Below are 16,602 nucleotides of genomic sequence, written 5' to 3' on the forward strand. Positions count from 1 at the left end.
TCAGACTAAAAAGCCGTCAACGATTCATCTAAATGAGCCCGCACACCTTCTCTATCACTACCAATCGGTACCCGTTTTCGCCACATCAAGATCTACATGCCAGCCACGCCAGGCATACAAAAATGAAAAGGGCCCCTCGGGGCCCTTCATATCACGCTGCTTGTAGATCAGATGGAGAAACTGGAACCGCAACCGCAGGTCGTCGTGGCGTTGGGGTTGGTCACGGTGAAACGGGAACCTTCCAAGCCTTCGGTGTAATCCACGCTGCCGCCGACCAGGTATTGCAGGCTCATGGGATCGATCACCATGGTGACGCCGCTCTTCTCGACCACGGTATCGCCATCATTGATTTTCTCGTCAAACGTGAAACCGTACTGGAAACCGGAGCAGCCCCCCCCAGTGATGTAGACCCGCAACTTGAGTTCGGGATTCTCTTCTTCGGTGATCAAGGTCTTTACCTTGTTGGCTGCCGCATCCGTCATCTGGATGGGCAAGGGAGCTTCTGCTACTGCACTCATTGCTGACCTCACAACCGTTACATCCACAAACATGGAAACCGCGAAATTATCCAATACCCGACCATTTAGTTCAAGTATTCACCACTCTCTTACTGTGCTGCCGGCAAGGGGGTTGGTTGAGCGACCAGAGGCTTGAGCACCTCGTTCCACTCAGCAACCAGCTCCTGGGCCGGTTGCCGACCCTCCTTCGGGATGAGGATTCTCACCCTGTCCGGGATGAAGCCTGAGGGAAGCTGCCAATTGCCCTCCAAGAGCTGGAAATATCGCAACGCGTAGCGTCCCTCCCCCACCTTCATGCCAAGATCCCGGCCACTGAGGATCCTGGGCTTGTCAGCCAGACTGCCTTCGAGCCGGATCTGCACCTGCCCCCGAAACAGCTCCCGCTTCTTGGCGGGTTGTGTGAGCGCCAGACGATAGTGGTAGCGACCCGGCACACTCGTCTCCTGCAATGTTAGATTGTCGATGGATACCCCCACCTGTTCGCCGGTGGGACGCATGATGCGTTCGAAGAAGGCGAGCTGACGCTTCTGCTCCTGTACCTGGGCTTCCTGATCCTTGAGCGTCTGCTGAAGTTGCTCGAAGGCGGCCTTCTGGGTCGCCAGCAGGGTCTCCCTGACGCCGAGATCCGTCTTCAGTTGTGCAATGGCCTTGCTCTGACGCTCCAACGTCTCTTGCTGCACCGTCATCAGGCTGCTCTGAGCCAGCTCCTGTCTGTTCCCGACGACATAACCGATACATGCCCCCACGGCCAGCACCACCAATAACTTCACGATTTGGGACATAAGGCCTCTTCTATATGCCGACATCAACACGGCCGGTTTCTTTTCACTATCCGCGACCATGCCGGATTGATACGGATAAACAAAGAGTTAACCGGTCGCGATGCTGCTTTCACCCCGGTTTTGACGCGCAGCAAGCCGTAAAGTTCGCTCCAGGATCTGGGAATAGATAGGGCGCCCCCCCAACCATTGCGCCACCAGGGTTGCCTCTATGGTGGTGATCATCATGGGCAGGATCAGCTGATAGTTGTCGGTCATCTCGGTCACCAGCACGATGCCGGTAATGGGGGCACGCACGGTGGCGGCGAAGAGCGCCCCCATGCCGGCGATGGCAAAGGCGCCTGGTTCGATGCCGAGATCGGGAAATGCAGAGTGGAACAGGTGACCAAAGATCACCCCGAACAGGGTGCCCAGCGCCAGGGTCGGCGCAAAGACACCACCAGGGGCCCCCGAGCAAAAGCAGATGAGGGTACCCACCAGTCGCACCGAGAAGATGATGAAGAGCGTCGCCATCGCATAGTCTCCCCCCGTCAGATGCGGGATGAGCTCGATTCCCCCTCCAGTGACCGAAGGGGCGAACAGCGACAGCATGCCAAAGGTTCCAGCCACCCCCATGCCGATGATGACGAAGCGGTGGCGCTTGTTCTGATGCAATGCCAGGTAACCATCCTGACAGGCGAGCACCAGCTTGTTGAAGACGAACCCCAGCACACCAAAGCAGCCCCCCATGAAGAGAAACAGCCAGAGCGCCTTCAAGGCCGGAGCGTCGTAGTGGGGCAGCATGATGACGGGGGATTGCCCTTTCATGTTCTGCAGCATCAGGGTCGCCATGACGGCCGAAATCCCGACCGCCTTGATGGCGAGGAAGGAGTAGCGAAATTGCGGTCGCATCTCTTCCATGACAAACAGTATCCCTGCCAGCGGGGCATTGAAGGCCGCAGCGAGACCACCCGCCGCACCGGCAGCCAGCAGGGCGTGGCCATGCTCCTTGGGCAACCGGAAGATATCCGCCACCATCTTGCCGAGGTTGCCCCCTATCTGCACCGAGGGCCCCTCCCGCCCCAGCACCATGCCGGAACTCAGGGTACAAACCCCGCCAAAAAACTTCACCGGCAACACCCGCCACCAGCGTACCGGGCGCAGGTCGTCCATGGCCCCTTCAATTTCCGGGATACCGGACCCCCCTGCCTCGGGGGCAAAGGCATGAGTGAGGAAATAGCCGACCAACCCCAGCAGGGCGCTGAAACCAAAGCCGAGCAGGCCGAGCTGCCACCAGGGGCGATCGGCCAGCAAGTCGACACGCTGCTGGGCCAGCCAGTGAACGCAAGACTCGAACAGTCCGCACACTAGGCCTGCCAGCAGGCCGACCAGGGCCGCCAGCAGGAGCACCAGCAGCGGCATCTTGTCCCGCCATATCAGGCGCTGCAAGACTGGAGGACGACGCAGCGAGGCCGCGTCGGCGGAAGGAATGGCTTGTTGCTCCATGGATAATCACGCTCATCTAACGAGGACCAGACACACCTCGGCCTCGGCTGCCCAGCTCTGGGCCTTTCTGCTATAGTCGGCCCGTTTCATGTTTCACGGGCGAGAGTCCGGGGCGAGAGCGCAAAGCATACTCCTCCCGCCATCCCCTGCCGAGCCGCAATCGGCAGCCTGTGCCCGGGTAACGACCAAAATCCCATTAAGGATGATCCATGTCAAAATCAGATCAGCTGTTTGAACAGGCCCGCCAGACCATTCCCGGTGGCGTCAACTCACCGGTCCGCGCCTTCAACGGGGTCGGCGGTACACCCCGCTTCATCGATCACGCCGATGGCGCCTACCTCTATGACGTGGACGGCCAGGCCTATGTGGATTACATCGGTTCCTGGGGCCCCATGCTGCTCGGTCACAACCACCCGGCCATCAAGGCCGCGGTCATCAAGGCGGTGGAGAAGGGACTGAGCTACGGTGCCCCGACCGAGATCGAAGTGCTGATGGCCGAGAAGGTGCGCCAGATCGTCCCCTCCATGGAGCAGGTGCGGATGGTCAACTCCGGCACCGAGGCGACCATGAGCGCCATCCGGCTGGCCCGCGGCTATACCGGCCGCGACAAGATCGTCAAGTTTGAAGGCTGCTACCACGGCCACGCCGACTCCCTGCTGGTCAAGGCCGGTTCCGGCGCCCTCACCCTGGGTCAGCCCAACAGCCCGGGCGTACCCGCCGATTTCGCCAAACACACGCTCACCTGTGTCTTTAACGATCTGGACTCGGTGCGCGAAGCCTTCACCCAGTACGGCAGCGAGATCGCCTGTATCATCGTCGAGCCGGTAGCCGGCAACATGAACTGCATCCCGCCGGTGCCCGGCTTCCTGGAAGGGCTGCGCGCCATTTGTGACGAGTTCGGCGCCCTGCTGATCCTGGACGAAGTGATGACCGGCTTTCGCGTCTCCCTGCGTGGTGCCCAGGGCCACTACAACATCGACCCGGATCTCACCACCCTCGGCAAGATCATCGGTGCCGGCATGCCGGTGGGCGCCTTCGGCGGCAAGAAGAAGGTGATGCAGCACATCGCCCCGACCGGCCCCGTCTATCAGGCTGGTACCCTCTCCGGCAACCCGGTGGCCATGGCCGCCGGCCTCACCATGCTGGACCTGCTGCTGGAGCCGGGCCTCTATGAGCAGCTGAGCGCCAAGACCGCCCGTGTCGCCGAAGGGCTGAAAACGGCCGCCGCCAGGCACGGCATCCCGCTTGCCATCAACTACGTGGGCGGCATGTTCGGCTTCTTCTTCACCGACGAGCCCGAGATCACCCGCTACGAGCAGGTGACTCGCTGCGACATGGAACGCTTCAAGCGCTTCTACCATCTGATGCTGGAAGAGGGTGTCTATCTGGCACCGAGCGCCTACGAGGCGGGCTTCCTGTCGCTTGCCCACGGGGACAAGGAGATTGAACACACCCTGGCGGCCGCCGAGCGCAGCTTCGCCAAGCTGGCTGGCTGACAAGCAGCAAGATGTGCAGAGGGCCCCGATGGGGCCCTTTTTTGTTTGCTCGTCCCGACAAGGCACCATAGTGGTGCATCCTTAAGTCCCTCACCGGAGCCTTGCCACCTGCTGGTGCGCCGCGCCGTACACGGGCTGTCATAAATCGGGCCCACAATTTGCAGGCCCCTGCTCAGGAGCCCATTGGACCGAGGTGTATATGGCAGAGATGAGCCCCATCGATGTGCTGCGGCGCTATCAGGAGTACGAAACCGAGCTGGCCCCCCTGCTGCTGGGGCTGCTCACCCTCCCCGAGGCGTCTCTCAAGACCTATGCCTTCGTCGAGGAGGTGAAGAGCCTGCCCCCCCAGCTCAGGCCAGCCATACTGGCGCCCGTTCCGGCGGCCCAGGGGCAGCTGCGCCTGCTGGTGCAGGGCCATGGCCGGGAGCTGGAGATCAACCTGCACCAGCTGATCGCCTGGCTGATGGGGGACAGGGAGCGGCGGCGCGCCATTCCCTGGTTCAGGGCCGTCTACGTCGTCTTGAGTCTGGCCCTGTTTCTCATCGTCGGCACCCTCATCTGGCACGGGCTGGAACAGCTCTATCTGCTCCTGTGCGGCACCCAGCAGAACCGGCTCGGCGCCTTCAGCGCCATCATCTTCCTCACGCTCGCCCTGGCGGTGTTCGATCTCGGCAAGACCATCCTCGAAGAGGAGGTGCTGCTGCATAAGGATATCTTCCGCCACAGCGCCATCCGGCGCACCATTACCCGCTTTATCGCCGCCATCCTGATCGCGGTCTCCATCGAGGGGTTGCTGCTGCTGTTCAAGGGATCCCTCGGCCAGAGCGAACTGCTCTGGCCTGCGGTGGGGGTGATGGGGTGCGCCGTGGGGTTGCTGCTGGCGCTGGGGCTCTATGTGTTTCTCGGTGCCAGGGCGGAAGCAGCACTGGTCGCCTCCAGCCAGCAGACTGCCCACCCGGAGGGGGCTGCCAGAGGCATCAGAAGACGCGCCAGGACCGGGCGAGCGGGATGACATACCAACGCGGGGTGCCCGTGCAGGCGGGCCTCGCCGACGCCAGCTAGCTCGTCGCCTCTGCCAGCGCGGGCGCTGGCTGTCGCCGCGCCGCACGCCAGGAGGCGTACATGGTCCAGGAGGTATAGATGACGATGAAGGCCACCAGCCATTTGAGCATCTCCATCTCCATGGATTTGACCAGCATGGCCGCCAGCACCACGCCGATGGGGCCGAAGATGGCCACCGCCAGCACGGCCCGCGCATCGAAAGCCCCCTTGCGAATGAAGGTCCCCGCCGAGAAGACGCTGAGAACGGCGGTGGATCCCATCATGATGGGGAAGGCCACCAGCGGGTTCATGCCGAGCAGATAGACCAGGGTCATGCAGGGGGCGAACAGGCCGATACCGACGTTCATCAGAGCTCCGAACAGGAAGTTGCCGGCAAGGGCGATCCCCAGCTTGTAACCGCTCAGCCCCATGGCCTCGCCACCGAGGGGGAAGAGCCCGAGCAGACCGGCAAAGATGAGACCGGCGACCACCAGCAGGGAGACCGCCATGACCAGCCGGATGGTCTGGCGATCAAAGGAAGCCACGTAACGGGCGCCCCAGGCCGCACCGGCCGCCGCCGCCGCCATCATGCTGATGAGGGTGACGGGATCCACGTTGACCACGCCGATGAAGATGAGAGCCTGGGTCACGGTCGGCAGCACGCACTGGCCGTTGAGGGTACCGGGCAGCACCCGATCATCGATCAGCCTGAACTGCTTGTAGCAGGCGGTCTTCACCGCAAAGCTCCCCACCCCCAGGGTATCGAGAAAATTGGCCACAAAACCGATGGCCGCCACCGGCCAGAAAGGGGTGGCTTCGAGCTGGCCATGACGCCGTTTGTGCCACCAGGCACGGACCAGCATAAAGAGAAAGACCAGGGCACAACCGATAAACAAGAGACGCAGAAAAGTGACAAGCATGGGGAGACCTCCAACAACGGGCGGCGATTCTAAGGCAGCGGAGGGAAAAAATCCTGGCCAGGATCATGAGACGACGGGTGCAAACGTTTGGCCGCGACTATTTTGGCTGGCAGAACCCGAATGGGGCTATCCATACTGGTTGGGAGGGCGACAGCCCGGGCTCATCGGGCGTAGTCCTGGTCATTTCGCGACGACCACAGCACCGGTGAGGCGTAAACGAAAGAAGGCGGGGTGACCCGCCTTCTTTTTTCATTCTCCGTCAGGCAATCCAGCGTGGCAGCCGGGGAGCCAGGCGGTCGATCAGGCGATCCGACACGGGAGTGAGCAACAGCAGCGGCAGGCAGATCAGGGAGAGGCAAAGAGCGCCAACATAGACGTCCGTCATCCAGTGCGCACCCGCCAGGATGCGGGGCGCCGAAAACAGGGGCACCATCACCACCGCAACCACCCCGGCCCAGCGCGGCAGATAGCGCAGGGCAAAACCGGCGAAGATCATCAGGAAGAGGGCGTGATCACCGGGGAAGCTGTCACCGGCGGAGTCCTTGGTGGGAATCGCACTGATCTCGGTCAGGCGCAGTGCTCCGTCCACCATCAAGGTGGGGCTGGGACGGCTGACCGGCAACAGATGCCCGAGCTGATTGATCACCAGGGCCCCCAGCAGCATCACGACCCCCATGGCCACCAGACGACGGCGCTCCTGCCCGTCGGCACGGAAGAAGCAACCGGCAAGGATCCCGCCCATGCAGGCCAGCGCGGCCAGATCGAACAGACGGTTGTTGGTGATGGCCACCAGATCGGCCCAACGGGGGGAGTGGCCAATCCAGCCATTGACCAGCTGGAAGAGGGCGAGATCCCACCCATCCCAGGGGCCGTGCTCAGGCAGGGCGCCCCAACTGAAGGCGATGAGGCCCCCGGCCAGATAGAAAGGAATGAACTTGCTCATGCCGACGTGTCCTTCGAAAAACGCTCATTCTAGGCCAGCCGCAAGATGACTTGCATCACAAAAGTGTAAGAATTCGTGTAACAAAGGTATTCCATCGGCTCTTCTTTTGGCGCCGCCGACCAGGTGGGCAAGCGCGCCCCCTCCTTGGCTCTCCCACCGGTTGCGGCTAGTATGGGCGCTCCCTTCGTTCAGGATGATGATGATGCGCAGCTACCTTCGCATGATGTTGTTTGCCCTCGGTTTGCTGGCAGGTGTACAGATCCCCGGGCTGGTCGATCTCTACTTCCAGCGGCTGGATGCCCGGCTGCAGCAGGCAGGTCTGGCGCTGGCCCCCTTCCAGCGCACGGCGGACCAGCACTTCAATGGCGATCTGCAGGCGCTGGTCGCCCATTACGGTGCCAGCCAGGATCCCGTCTTCACCCAGGATGCCACCAGCCTCCAGCAACTGGTGAACCAGCAGCAGCACCTTCAGGGGGAGATCGCCGTGCGGGAGAGCCCCTGGTACCAGCAGCTCTGCCACCTGTTGCTGCGCGCCGATCCCGCCCTCTGGCAGGATACCCTGCACAACTACGGCTATGTGGTCCCCCTCAAACAGGCCGCCATTTTCTGCGGCGTGGCGGCGGGTCTGCTGGCCTCCCTGGCGGGGGATCTGCTGCTCGGCCTCCTGCTGCTGCCATTTCGCTCCCGCCAGCGCGTCCCCCGTCACGGCCTGCGCTGATCCCCTCTCACTGCCAACCGGGGTGCCCGCCCCGGTTGGCGGCTACTCGAAGGGTTCGAGATAGGCTTCTATGGCCTTCTTCAGCCAGGCCAGCACCTTGCCGTGATGGGCGTTCTCCGACAGATAGACTCCGTAATCGCGCCACTGCAGACTGAACTTGTGCTTCAGGGTCAGCAGCTCCCCCTGGCGAAGCTGGCTCTGGATAAGGGGTGAAGGCAGCACCGCCCAGCCCAGACCATCCAGCACCGCATCACGCATCAGTTCGAAACTCGACAACCCGATATGCTGCCCTCCGATGGGCAGCAGGCTCTTGACCGAAAACGCGTCCACATAGGAGAGAGTGACCTGGGTGTGATCGGTCAGATCCTGCTGCAACACCCGCTTCAGCCCAGCCAGCGGGTGGCTTGGCGCGACCACCATCAGGGTGCGGATCGGGTTGAGCACGTCGATGCAAAGACCGCTGCGCTCCTGTTCCTCGGTGATGAGGCCGAAGGCGGCATCCACGAACCCCTCTTCCACCAGGGCCGGCAGCTCCGGCGGTGAGGCCAGCACCAGGGAGATGCTGGTGCCCGGAAACTGGCGACGCAGCGCCCCCAGCATCTCGCGCCATACCACCTCGGGAATGGCGTCGTCCCGGGCTACCCGCAGCGCCACCTCGGCACCGGAGGCATGGTGCTCGCACTTGAGCTTCAGGCTGTTGGCGGCCTGCAACAGCCGCCGACAGTCGTCCAGCACTTGCTCGCCGATTTCGGTCAGCCGGCTCTGGTTCGCCCCTCGTTCGAAAAGTTCGACGCCAAGCTCCACCTCCAGGGTTGCTATCGCCGAGCTCACGGCGCTGCGACTCTTGCCAAGTCGTCTGGCGGCATTGGCTATCGAACCACTGTCTGCTGTTTCTACAAAGAGTTGTATCTGATTTAGCTTCATGGCTTCAAACTGGCGGCAGATTATTCCATCACCACCTTATCCCCTGGCCCGCCCCCAAGGCAAACAGGCAGCGACATCTTTCTCGACGCTCAGCGATAACCTTGCCCGTTTCGGGTGCCGTTATCCTCTCTTCGTCGCAGCAACAGAAGGAAACTGCATGTCATCCCGTCCCCTGCTTTTGGCCCGCCTCTTTCTGACGGGGGCCATCCTGACCGAGGTCGCCGGCACCTCCTCCATGGCCCTGATCCCAAAGAGCGAGAGCGGCTGGATCCCCTATCTGCCGATGTGGATCCTCATCACCCTCTCCTACCTGCTGCTCGCCAAGGCCGCCAGGACAATCTCCATTGGTATCGCGTTTGCGCTGTGGGAAGGGCTGGGGATCGCCCTCATCACCGCCGTCTCCGCCCTGTTCCTCGGCTACGAGCTGAGCATCCAGGAGTGGATCGGACTGGCGCTGGCCATAGTGGGGATTGTCATGGTGACCCTGGGCGAGACCCATGATGCACCAGCCCCCACCCGCCAGAGGAGGGAAGCCCCATGCACCCGTTGATCATCGTACTGGGCGCCGCCCTGCTGGATATCGGCGCCAACATGGCAATCAACCGCTCCATCGGTTTTCGTGACAAGGGGTGGGGCGTCCTCGGCATTCTGCTGGTGCTCTGTGCCTTCACTCTGCTCAGCGAGGCGGTCAGTACCGGCAAGATCGATCTGGCCGTGGCCTATGCCACCTGGGGCGCCATCGGCATCCTGGGCACCGCCCTCGGGGGCCTGCTGCTGTTCGGCGAACGCCTCAGACCCGTCGGCTGGCTCGGCATGGTGGTGATGGCGGTGGCGGTCGCCCTACTGACCACAGCATGATCCCCTCTCCAACCCCATGAAAAAAGCCGCCCTGTTCCCAGGGCGGCCTTTTCATGGTCAAACCGATCACCCAGATTGCAGCAGGCAGCCTAACGCGCTACCTCGTACAGCTCCAGCGGCAGGCCGTCGGGGTCGGCGAAGAAGGTAAAGCGCTTGCCGGTCAGCTCGTCCACCCGCACCGGCTCCACTTCCACCCCGTGCTGCTCCAGGTGGGTGATGACCCGGTCGAGATCCGCCACCCGAAACGCCAGGTGGCGCAACCCGCACGCCTCCGGCCGGGAGGGGCGCGGTGGCGGCGCCGGGAAGCTGAACAGCTCCAGCTGGCTGCCGTCCGGCAGCGCCAGATCCAGCTTCCACGACTGACGCTCGGCCCGCAGGGTCTCGGCAATGATGGGCAACCCCAGCACCTGGTGATAGAAGTGGCGCGAGCGCGGATAGTCGCTGGCGATGATGGCCACGTGATGGATGGCCTCAAACAGGGGATGGGTCATGGCAATCCTTGCAAAACGGGCAGCCTGCGCTGCCCGTCTTCGTCAGTTGAAGAAACCGTTGAACCAGTTGTCCAGGGCATTCGCCGGGTCCGAGACCGGGCTGGCACAGCTCATGGGCTCGGCCAGACCGGCCAGCTTGGCCGGCACCTGGAGACTGCCGGGACAATCACTGGCCACCCGGGCACCGCTCGAGCGGGAGAAGTTGGCCCAGCTCACCCCTTCGGGCATCTTCAGCCCCAGGCTGTTGACCCCTCGCTGGCTCATGTAGCCGCTGAACAGCTGCAAGGCGCCACTGGCACCGGTCAACCCGGCCGGGGTGTTGTCGTCACGGCCGACCCAGACGCTCACCAGCTCGTTGTTGTCCATCCCGGCAAACCAGGAGTCACGCAGCTCGTTGGTGGTACCGGTCTTGGCGGCCATGGTGGCCCCGGGGAACTTGGCACCGAGCGCCCGGGCCGTCCCCTGGCTCACCGTCTTGGTCATGGCGAACAGGGTCAGCCAGCTTGCCTGGGGATCCGTCACCCGCTTGGCCGCTTCGTCATGCTGGTAGAGCTGGCGCCCCTCGCCATTCACCACGGCCCGGATGGCCGACAGGGGCTGGGTCAGCCCCTGGTTGGCAATGGGCAGGTACATCTGGTTCACCTCCATGGGCGAGAGCGCCACCGCCCCCAGCACCAGGGACGGATAGGGCTGGATCTCCTGCTGCACCCCCAGCTTGTGCAGGGTGTCCACCACCTTGTCCAGGCCTATCTGCATCCCGAGGTTGACGGTCGGCACGTTGAGGGAGCTGGCGAGCGCCTCCATCAGGGGCACGCTCTGGCGGAACTTGCGGTCGTAGTTCTGCGGCGTCCAGATCTGACCATCCTGGCCGCGAATCCGGATCGGTTGATCTTTAAGCGGCGTGCCAAGGGTCAGGCCGTTGGAGAGGCCGGTCAGGTAGACCGCCGGTTTGACCAGGGAGCCAATCTGACGGCGGGCATCCAGCGCCCGGTTGAAGCCGGCGTAGCGGGGATCCCGTCCCCCCACCATGGCGACCACCTCGCCCTTGTGCCAGTCGGAGACCACCATGGCCGCCTCCAGCTTCTTCTTGCCACGCTGCTTCTCGATGGTGGCCAGACCCGACTCCACCGCCTGCTCGGCGGCGTGCTGGGCGATGGGATCCAGACTGGTGAAGATCTTGAGGCCGGACTGCTTGAGCAGATCCGGGCCGAAGCGGTTCTGGATCTCCCGCTTGAGCAGCCCCATGAAGGCCGGGGTACGGCCATAGCTCATCTGGCCGCGGGCGATGATGCCAAGGGGCTGCTTGCTGGCCAGGTCATACTCGGCCTGGGTCAGGCTGCCGTGATCCGCCAGCAGTTTCAGCACCAGATCCCGGCGCGCCTTGGCCCGATCCGGGAAGCGCCAGGGATCGTAATAGGAGGGGCCCTTCACCATGCCCACCAGCAGGGCCACCTGATCGATGTCCAGCTCGTTGACCGGAATACCGAAGTAGAAGTAGGAGGCGAGCCCGAAGCCGTAGACTCCCTGGGAGAAGTTCTGCCCCAGATAGACCTCGTTGAGGTAGGCCTCCAGGATCTCGTCCTTGCTGTAGCGGTAGTCGATGAGCACCGCCATGTAGGCTTCCTGCAGTTTGCGCCACAGGCTGCGCTCACGGGTCAGGAAGAAGTTCTTGGCGAGCTGCTGGGTGAGCGTACTGCCCCCCTGCACGGTGCGCCCCGCCAGCAGGTTGGCTGCCATGGCGCGCATGATGGCCACCGGCGAAACGCCGCCGTGCTGGTAGAAGTCCCTGTCTTCCGTGGTGAGCAGCGTCACCAGCAGGCTGTCCGGCACCTCGGAAAGGCGCACCAGCAGGCGGTCTTCCCGATCCTCGGTGTTGAGGCGATCGAGCAGCACCGGGTCCATCTGGGCATAGCCGAGCTGGCGCTGGTTCTCCAGGGACTGGATCCCCTCGAGGCGCGCCCCGTTGAAGGTGAGGCGCAGGCCACGGGCACCGTCGGCACCGTCGTGGAACTCGAACGGCCGGCGCACCAGCTCGATGCGATTGCCGCTCACCGCGTACTCACCCGGGGTATGGGGCTGACGCACCTGCTTGTAGCTCAGCATGTTGAGCTCGCGCAGCATCTGGGTCTGGGAGAGCCGCTGGCTGGGATAGAGCTCCAGCGGGCGGCTGTAGACCATCACCGGCAACTGCCACTTCTCGCCGTCGAAGCGCTCGCGCACCTTGGTGTCGAGATAGATGCCAAACACCACCATGAAGGCCGCCACCACCAGAGAGAGCTTGAAGCCCAGCCAGAACAGGGTGCGCCAGATGGTGCGTTTGGGCGCCGCCTTCTTGGGCGTGCGCTTGCGTCGTTGGGTTGCCATAAATCCTCTTGTCGTTCTCCTCGCCATCCCGCTGATGCGAGCGGCCTGCGATGCCTGTTGTGGAGGGGGACTGTACCACCGCCATCTTGTTCTGATCGTACCGACCGCTCACTGCCCCGTCGGCTACTCCTGCAATCCCATCTTCTTCTTGGTCACCCGGGTCGGCATCGCCTCCAGCGGGTTGTCCGGCCAGTAGTGACGGGGGTAGCGCCCCTTCATCTCTTTTTTCACCTGCTCATAGGATCCCGCCCAGAAGGCGGCGAGATCCGCGGTGATCTGCAAGGGGCGCTGGGCCGGGGAGAGCAGCTCCACCACCAGGGGGACCCGGCCATCGGCCACGCATGGGGTCGCGCCCAGCCCGAACATCTCCTGGATGCGCACCGGGATCGCCGGCGCCTGACCCGGCTGGTAGCGGATCCGTACCCGGCTGCCGGTCGGTGCGGTGAAGTGGCTCGGCAGCGCCTCGTCCAGCCGCCTTGGCAGGGGCCAGGGCAGAGACTGGCGCAGGATGTCGCTCATGTCGAGCCGCTTCAACTGCTCCAGCCGGGTCATGCCGCTCACCGCTGGCAGCAGCCACTGCTCGAGGTCGGCCAGCAGGCTCTCCTCATCCATGGCGGGCCAGGCTTCGTCGGGCAGCCAGTCGCGGGCGCAGCGCAAGCGGGCCAGCAGCCCCTCGCTGCTCTCGTCCCAGGGCAGCACGTGCAGCCCCTTGCGCCGAATGCCCTGCAGCAGGCAGCGCCCCTTCTGTTCATCGGAGAGATCCGTCAGCGGCCGCTGGCCGAGCACCAGCTCGCCGAGCACCTGCTGGCGCTCCGCACGCACCCGTTCCTCCCGATCGTCCCAGTCGAACCACTGGCGCTCGCCGACCAGCTCGGGCAGCTGGCGCACCAACTCATCCAGCGCCACCGGCTCGGCGATAAAGATGCGGCTGCCGCGCTCGTTCTGACCCATTTCGACGGCCACGATGGCCCCCTGCCCCTGGCAGGGATGCCCTTCTACCAGATCGCAGCTCACCCCGCCACTGAGCTGATAGCGGCTGCCACTGCGCAGCTTGCCGATGCGATCGGGCCAGGCGAGGGCGCACAGCAACCCCAGCCATTGACCCTGCGGGCTGCTTGCCCGCACGCCGAGCCGCTCGAACCAGCGGGCCGCCCCCTGGCGCAGGGCGCCCTGACGGCGGTGGAACAGCACGGACAGGCGCTCCGATCCTCGCAGATCTTCTTCCAGCAGCGCCACCAGGAAAGCCGCATCGGCGACAATCCCTGTCAGACCCTCGGATTCCAGCTCCCGGGCCCGCAGCAACATGCGGGCGAGGCGGGGATGGGTGCCGAAGACCGCCATGGCACGGCCTGCCGGGGTAAGTTGTTGCTCACCTTCCGGGGCCATGGCGCCCAGGGCCACCAGCAACCGCCGGCCGCTGGCCACGGCGGCAGGGGGCGGCATGTCCAGCAGGGGCAGCACCTCCACCCGGGCCCCCCACTGGGCGGCGTCCATCAGCAGGCCGGTGAGCTCTTGCGTCAGGATGTCGGGGGGACTCTGCTCGGCGAGGCGCTCCTGCACCTCGCTGCTCCAGAGCCGGTAGCAGACGCCGGGGCCAAGCCGCCCTGCCCGCCCCGCCCGCTGGGTGGCGGAGGCTTTGGCGATGGGCCGGGTCTCCAGCCGGGTGACGCCGCTCTTGATATCGAAGGAGGCGCGCCGCTCCAGCCCGCTGTCGATGACCACGGAGATCCCCTCGATGGTGAGCGAGGTCTCCGCCACATTGGTGGTGAGCACCAGCTTACGGCGCCCCGCAGGTGCCGGCTCGATGGCCGCCTGCTGGGCCGCCATGTCGAGGCGGCCGTAGAGGGGGGCGAGGGTCACTTCGTCCGGCAGCCGCCCTTCCAGCCACTGTGCCAGCCGCTCGATCTCCCCCTGGCCCGGCAGGAACACCAACAGGCTGCCGGCGTGGGCGGCCAGCGCCTCCAGCACCACGGCGCCGACCTGGGGTTCCAGCCACTGCTGGCGATTGGCGGGGCGATAGTGGTACTCGATGGGAAAACCGCGCCCCTCGGAGCGCACCACAGGGGCCTCCGGCAAAAGCCGCTCCAGCGCCATGCCATCCAGGGTGGCGGACATCACCAAGAGCTTGAGGTCATCGCGCAATCCTTGCTGACTCTCGATGGCGAAGGCCAGGGCGGTATCGGCGTGCAGGCTGCGCTCGTGGAACTCATCGAAGATGACCAAGGAGACGCCGGTGAGCTCGGGATCCTGCTGCAGCATCCGGGTCAGCACCCCCTCGGTCACGATCTCGAGCCGGGTCTGGCTGCTGGTGCGGCTCTCCCCGCGCACTCGCAGGCCGATGCGCTCGCCCACCTTCTCCCCCAGCTGACGCGCGAGGAAGCTCGCGATGTTGCGCGCCGCGAGGCGCCTGGGCTCCAGCATGATGATGCGCCCGGGCAGCCGGTGCTGGCGCACCAGCTCCAGGGGCAGCAGGGTCGATTTGCCCGCACCGGGGGGCGCCTGCAGGATCACGCTGGTATGGTTGTCGAGGGCTGCAAAGAGTTCGGGCAACACCGGGACGATGGGGAGGGAAGACAAAGCGATGGGCACCTTCTGTGACACTCCTGAAAAGGGGTCCATTCTGCCACAGCCTCCCGGCCATCGTAAGCGCCCCTGCCGGGCAGGGGCAGGAAGCGTCAGGAGCAACACGGCAAGACATCCCGGGAGCGGCTGCCATAGAATGGCCCTTATCCGATGCCCATCACGAGGACCAACACGCCGCATGCCCAAACTCTTCTTTGCCCTGCCCCTGCCAGAGCTTGCCCCCGAGCTTGCGACCTGGCGAGACCAGCGCCCCTGGCCCGGCCAGCCGGTGCCCGAGAGCAACCTGCACCTGACCCTGGCCTTTCTCGGGGAGGCCGACGAAACGACTCAGGCTCGCCTGATCGCGGCCGCCGAGCGACAGCACTGCCCCCCTTTCAGCGTCCATCTGGATCAGACCGGCTGGTTTGCCCGCGCCAAAGCCGCCTGGGTGGGGCCCGGTGAGTGGCCGAACGAGCTGACCGTGCTCGCGAGGGCGCTGCGCCGCCACGGTGAAAAGCTCGGGCTGGGCAACGGCGAGCAGGGCTATCGCCCCCACGTCACCCTGTCGCGCAAGGCGGGCGAGGCCCCCGGCGAGCTGCCTGCGCCGGATTTTCTGCTCAGGGCCGATCGCTTCTGCCTCTATCAATCCGTCAGCACGCCGGACGGCGTTCACTACGAACCGCTCGCCTGCTGGCCCCTGCGGGCCCGCGTCAAAAAACCGCACCGCGAGGAGCTCACCCCATGATCTTCGATCCCCCCCTGCAGTCCGGGCAGCTGATCTCCCGCTACAAGCGCTTTCTGACGGATGTCGCGCTCGACAACGGCGAGGTGATCACCATCCACTGCGCCAATACCGGTGCCATGACCGGCTGCGCCCTGCCGGGAACCCGGGTCTGGTACTCCACATCCGACAACCCCAAGCGCAAGCTGCCAAACAGTTGGGAAATCGCCGAGAGCCCGGCGGGTCACTTCATCTGCGTCAACACGGCCCGTGCCAACCAGATCGCCCGGGAGCTCATCGAACAGGGCGCTCTCGCCCCCCTGGCAGGCTATGCCAGGCTGCGCACCGAAGTGAAATACGGGGAAGAGAACAGCCGCATCGACCTGCTGCTGGAAGATGACCACAGGCCGGATTGTTACATCGAGGTGAAATCCGTCACCCTGCTCGACGAGCGGGAGCAACCCGGCATGGGGTACTTCCCCGATGCGGTCACCACCCGCGGCGCCAAGCACTTGCGTGAATTGATGGCCATGAAGGCGGCAGGGCACCGGGCCGTGCTGCTGTTCATGGTATTGCACTCCGGCATCGCGAGAATGCGCCCTGCAGCCCATATCGATCCGCACTATAGTCAGCTTGTTGAACAGGCGATGGCGGCAGGGGTTGAAATTTTATGCTATCGCCCCCATGTTGGGGTGCAGGGCATGGTGGCTCAGGATTTTATCCCATTTGAATCTGACCATATGCTACCCGAGGGCAGAGAATAAATGCAGAAGTGGGTAACA

The 16,602-nt window shown here is 64.2% G+C and carries 16 protein-coding genes; 7 read left to right on the forward strand and 9 right to left on the reverse strand.

Translation table 11 applies throughout. The features are described 5' to 3' along the window. Window positions 1-167: 167 nt before the first annotated feature. The 3 genes from erpA to clcA all read right to left on the reverse strand — a co-directional run bounded on the left by erpA (window position 168) and on the right by clcA (window position 2,782). Entirely contained in the window at window positions 168-518 is a 351-nt protein-coding gene (gene erpA, locus C2U30_RS10085) for an iron-sulfur cluster insertion protein ErpA (protein ID WP_010675554.1), read from the reverse strand. A gap of 89 nt (window positions 519-607) precedes the next feature. Next, window positions 608-1,300 carry a DUF6776 family protein gene (locus C2U30_RS10090; protein ID WP_043155743.1) on the reverse strand — a complete coding sequence of 231 codons (693 nt, stop codon included), beginning with the start codon at window positions 1,298-1,300 and terminating at the stop codon, window positions 608-610. Between the two features lie 87 nt (window positions 1,301-1,387). Then, complete coding sequence (clcA, locus tag C2U30_RS10095; protein ID WP_103243675.1) at window positions 1,388-2,782, reverse strand: H(+)/Cl(-) exchange transporter ClcA; 1,395 nt, start codon at window positions 2,780-2,782, stop codon at window positions 1,388-1,390. A gap of 209 nt (window positions 2,783-2,991) precedes the next feature. On the opposite strand from clcA, the gene hemL reads away from it, so the two are divergent. Together hemL and C2U30_RS10105 are read left to right on the forward strand one after the other, a co-directional pair. After that, window positions 2,992-4,278, forward strand: a complete 1,287-nt coding sequence (gene hemL, locus C2U30_RS10100; protein ID WP_103243676.1) for a glutamate-1-semialdehyde 2,1-aminomutase — start codon at window positions 2,992-2,994, stop codon at window positions 4,276-4,278. 199 nt (window positions 4,279-4,477) lie between these two features. After that, complete coding sequence (locus C2U30_RS10105) at window positions 4,478-5,290, forward strand: hypothetical protein (RefSeq protein WP_103243677.1); 813 nt, start codon at window positions 4,478-4,480, stop codon at window positions 5,288-5,290. Window positions 5,291-5,336: 46 nt separating this feature from the next. On the opposite strand, the gene C2U30_RS10110 is transcribed toward C2U30_RS10105, so the two are convergent. Together C2U30_RS10110 and C2U30_RS10115 are read right to left on the reverse strand one after the other, a co-directional pair. Further along, on the reverse strand, window positions 5,337-6,239 hold the full coding sequence (locus C2U30_RS10110; RefSeq protein ID WP_042878447.1) for a sulfite exporter TauE/SafE family protein: 903 nt from the start codon (window positions 6,237-6,239) through the stop codon (window positions 5,337-5,339). A 259-nt stretch (window positions 6,240-6,498) separates the two neighbouring features. Continuing rightward, window positions 6,499-7,182: a phosphatase PAP2 family protein gene (locus tag C2U30_RS10115; protein ID WP_069784197.1), complete on the reverse strand. Its 684-nt coding sequence runs from the start codon at window positions 7,180-7,182 to the stop codon at window positions 6,499-6,501. A 202-nt stretch (window positions 7,183-7,384) separates the two neighbouring features. Here C2U30_RS10115 and C2U30_RS10120 point away from each other — a divergent pair, with 202 nt between their 5' ends. Beyond that, entirely contained in the window at window positions 7,385-7,900 is a 516-nt protein-coding gene (locus C2U30_RS10120; protein ID WP_103244677.1) for a DUF2937 family protein, read from the forward strand. A 42-nt stretch (window positions 7,901-7,942) separates the two neighbouring features. On the opposite strand, the gene C2U30_RS10125 is transcribed toward C2U30_RS10120, so the two are convergent. Continuing rightward, the gene (locus tag C2U30_RS10125; RefSeq protein WP_039040858.1) at window positions 7,943-8,824 is read right to left on the reverse strand and encodes a LysR family transcriptional regulator; all 882 of its coding nucleotides are present in this window, start codon (window positions 8,822-8,824) and stop codon (window positions 7,943-7,945) included. A gap of 157 nt (window positions 8,825-8,981) precedes the next feature. Between C2U30_RS10125 and C2U30_RS10130 the strand changes: the two genes are divergently transcribed. After that, complete coding sequence (locus tag C2U30_RS10130; RefSeq protein ID WP_103243678.1) at window positions 8,982-9,374, forward strand: DMT family transporter; 393 nt, start codon at window positions 8,982-8,984, stop codon at window positions 9,372-9,374. Continuing rightward, on the forward strand, window positions 9,362-9,682 hold the full coding sequence (locus C2U30_RS10135; RefSeq protein ID WP_052815233.1) for an SMR family transporter: 321 nt from the start codon (window positions 9,362-9,364) through the stop codon (window positions 9,680-9,682). Before C2U30_RS10130 ends, C2U30_RS10135 begins: the two co-directional genes overlap by 13 nt. An 89-nt stretch (window positions 9,683-9,771) precedes the next feature. On the opposite strand, the gene gloA2 is transcribed toward C2U30_RS10135, so the two are convergent. From gloA2 to hrpB, 3 genes are all read right to left on the reverse strand, one after another. Then, window positions 9,772-10,173, reverse strand: a complete 402-nt coding sequence (gloA2, locus tag C2U30_RS10140) for an SMU1112c/YaeR family gloxylase I-like metalloprotein (protein WP_103243679.1) — start codon at window positions 10,171-10,173, stop codon at window positions 9,772-9,774. Between the two features lie 42 nt (window positions 10,174-10,215). After that, complete coding sequence (gene mrcB / locus C2U30_RS10145) at window positions 10,216-12,537, reverse strand: penicillin-binding protein 1B (protein WP_010675566.1); 2,322 nt, start codon at window positions 12,535-12,537, stop codon at window positions 10,216-10,218. Window positions 12,538-12,660: 123 nt separating this feature from the next. Beyond that, on the reverse strand, window positions 12,661-15,114 hold the full coding sequence (gene hrpB, locus C2U30_RS10150; RefSeq protein ID WP_103243680.1) for an ATP-dependent helicase HrpB: 2,454 nt from the start codon (window positions 15,112-15,114) through the stop codon (window positions 12,661-12,663). Window positions 15,115-15,298: 184 nt separating this feature from the next. Here hrpB and thpR point away from each other — a divergent pair, with 184 nt between their 5' ends. Together thpR and sfsA are read left to right on the forward strand one after the other, a co-directional pair. Continuing rightward, window positions 15,299-15,844, forward strand: a complete 546-nt coding sequence (gene thpR / locus C2U30_RS10155) for an RNA 2',3'-cyclic phosphodiesterase (RefSeq protein ID WP_103243681.1) — start codon at window positions 15,299-15,301, stop codon at window positions 15,842-15,844. Continuing rightward, a complete protein-coding gene (sfsA, locus tag C2U30_RS10160; protein WP_010675569.1) occupies window positions 15,841-16,584 on the forward strand; it encodes a DNA/RNA nuclease SfsA in 744 nt (247 codons plus the stop codon). The genes thpR and sfsA overlap by 4 nt, the downstream gene beginning before the upstream one ends. Window positions 16,585-16,602: the final 18 nt, after the last annotated feature.

The organism is Aeromonas sp. ASNIH5 (assembly GCF_002902865.1).
Classification (GTDB): Bacteria; Pseudomonadota; Gammaproteobacteria; order Enterobacterales; family Aeromonadaceae; genus Aeromonas; species Aeromonas caviae.

Excerpts from the sequence above, each read along its gene's own strand:
- erpA (WP_010675554.1), bottom strand. The coding sequence starts at position 518 with ATGAGTGCAGTAGCAGAAGCTCCCTTGCCCATCCAGATGACGGATGCG.
- C2U30_RS10090 (WP_043155743.1), bottom strand. The coding sequence starts at position 1,300 with ATGTCCCAAATCGTGAAGTTATTGGTGGTGCTGGCCGTGGGGGCATGT.
- clcA (WP_103243675.1), bottom strand. The coding sequence starts at position 2,782 with ATGGAGCAACAAGCCATTCCTTCCGCCGACGCGGCCTCGCTGCGTCGT.
- hemL (WP_103243676.1), top strand. The coding sequence starts at position 2,992 with ATGTCAAAATCAGATCAGCTGTTTGAACAGGCCCGCCAGACCATTCCC.
- C2U30_RS10105 (WP_103243677.1), top strand. The coding sequence starts at position 4,478 with ATGGCAGAGATGAGCCCCATCGATGTGCTGCGGCGCTATCAGGAGTAC.
- C2U30_RS10110 (WP_042878447.1), bottom strand. The coding sequence starts at position 6,239 with ATGCTTGTCACTTTTCTGCGTCTCTTGTTTATCGGTTGTGCCCTGGTC.
- C2U30_RS10115 (WP_069784197.1), bottom strand. The coding sequence starts at position 7,182 with ATGAGCAAGTTCATTCCTTTCTATCTGGCCGGGGGCCTCATCGCCTTC.
- C2U30_RS10120 (WP_103244677.1), top strand. The coding sequence starts at position 7,385 with ATGCGCAGCTACCTTCGCATGATGTTGTTTGCCCTCGGTTTGCTGGCA.
- C2U30_RS10125 (WP_039040858.1), bottom strand. The coding sequence starts at position 8,824 with ATGAAGCTAAATCAGATACAACTCTTTGTAGAAACAGCAGACAGTGGT.
- C2U30_RS10130 (WP_103243678.1), top strand. The coding sequence starts at position 8,982 with ATGTCATCCCGTCCCCTGCTTTTGGCCCGCCTCTTTCTGACGGGGGCC.
- C2U30_RS10135 (WP_052815233.1), top strand. The coding sequence starts at position 9,362 with ATGCACCCGTTGATCATCGTACTGGGCGCCGCCCTGCTGGATATCGGC.
- gloA2 (WP_103243679.1), bottom strand. The coding sequence starts at position 10,173 with ATGACCCATCCCCTGTTTGAGGCCATCCATCACGTGGCCATCATCGCC.
- mrcB (WP_010675566.1), bottom strand. The coding sequence starts at position 12,537 with ATGGCAACCCAACGACGCAAGCGCACGCCCAAGAAGGCGGCGCCCAAA.
- thpR (WP_103243681.1), top strand. The coding sequence starts at position 15,299 with ATGCCCAAACTCTTCTTTGCCCTGCCCCTGCCAGAGCTTGCCCCCGAG.
- sfsA (WP_010675569.1), top strand. The coding sequence starts at position 15,841 with ATGATCTTCGATCCCCCCCTGCAGTCCGGGCAGCTGATCTCCCGCTAC.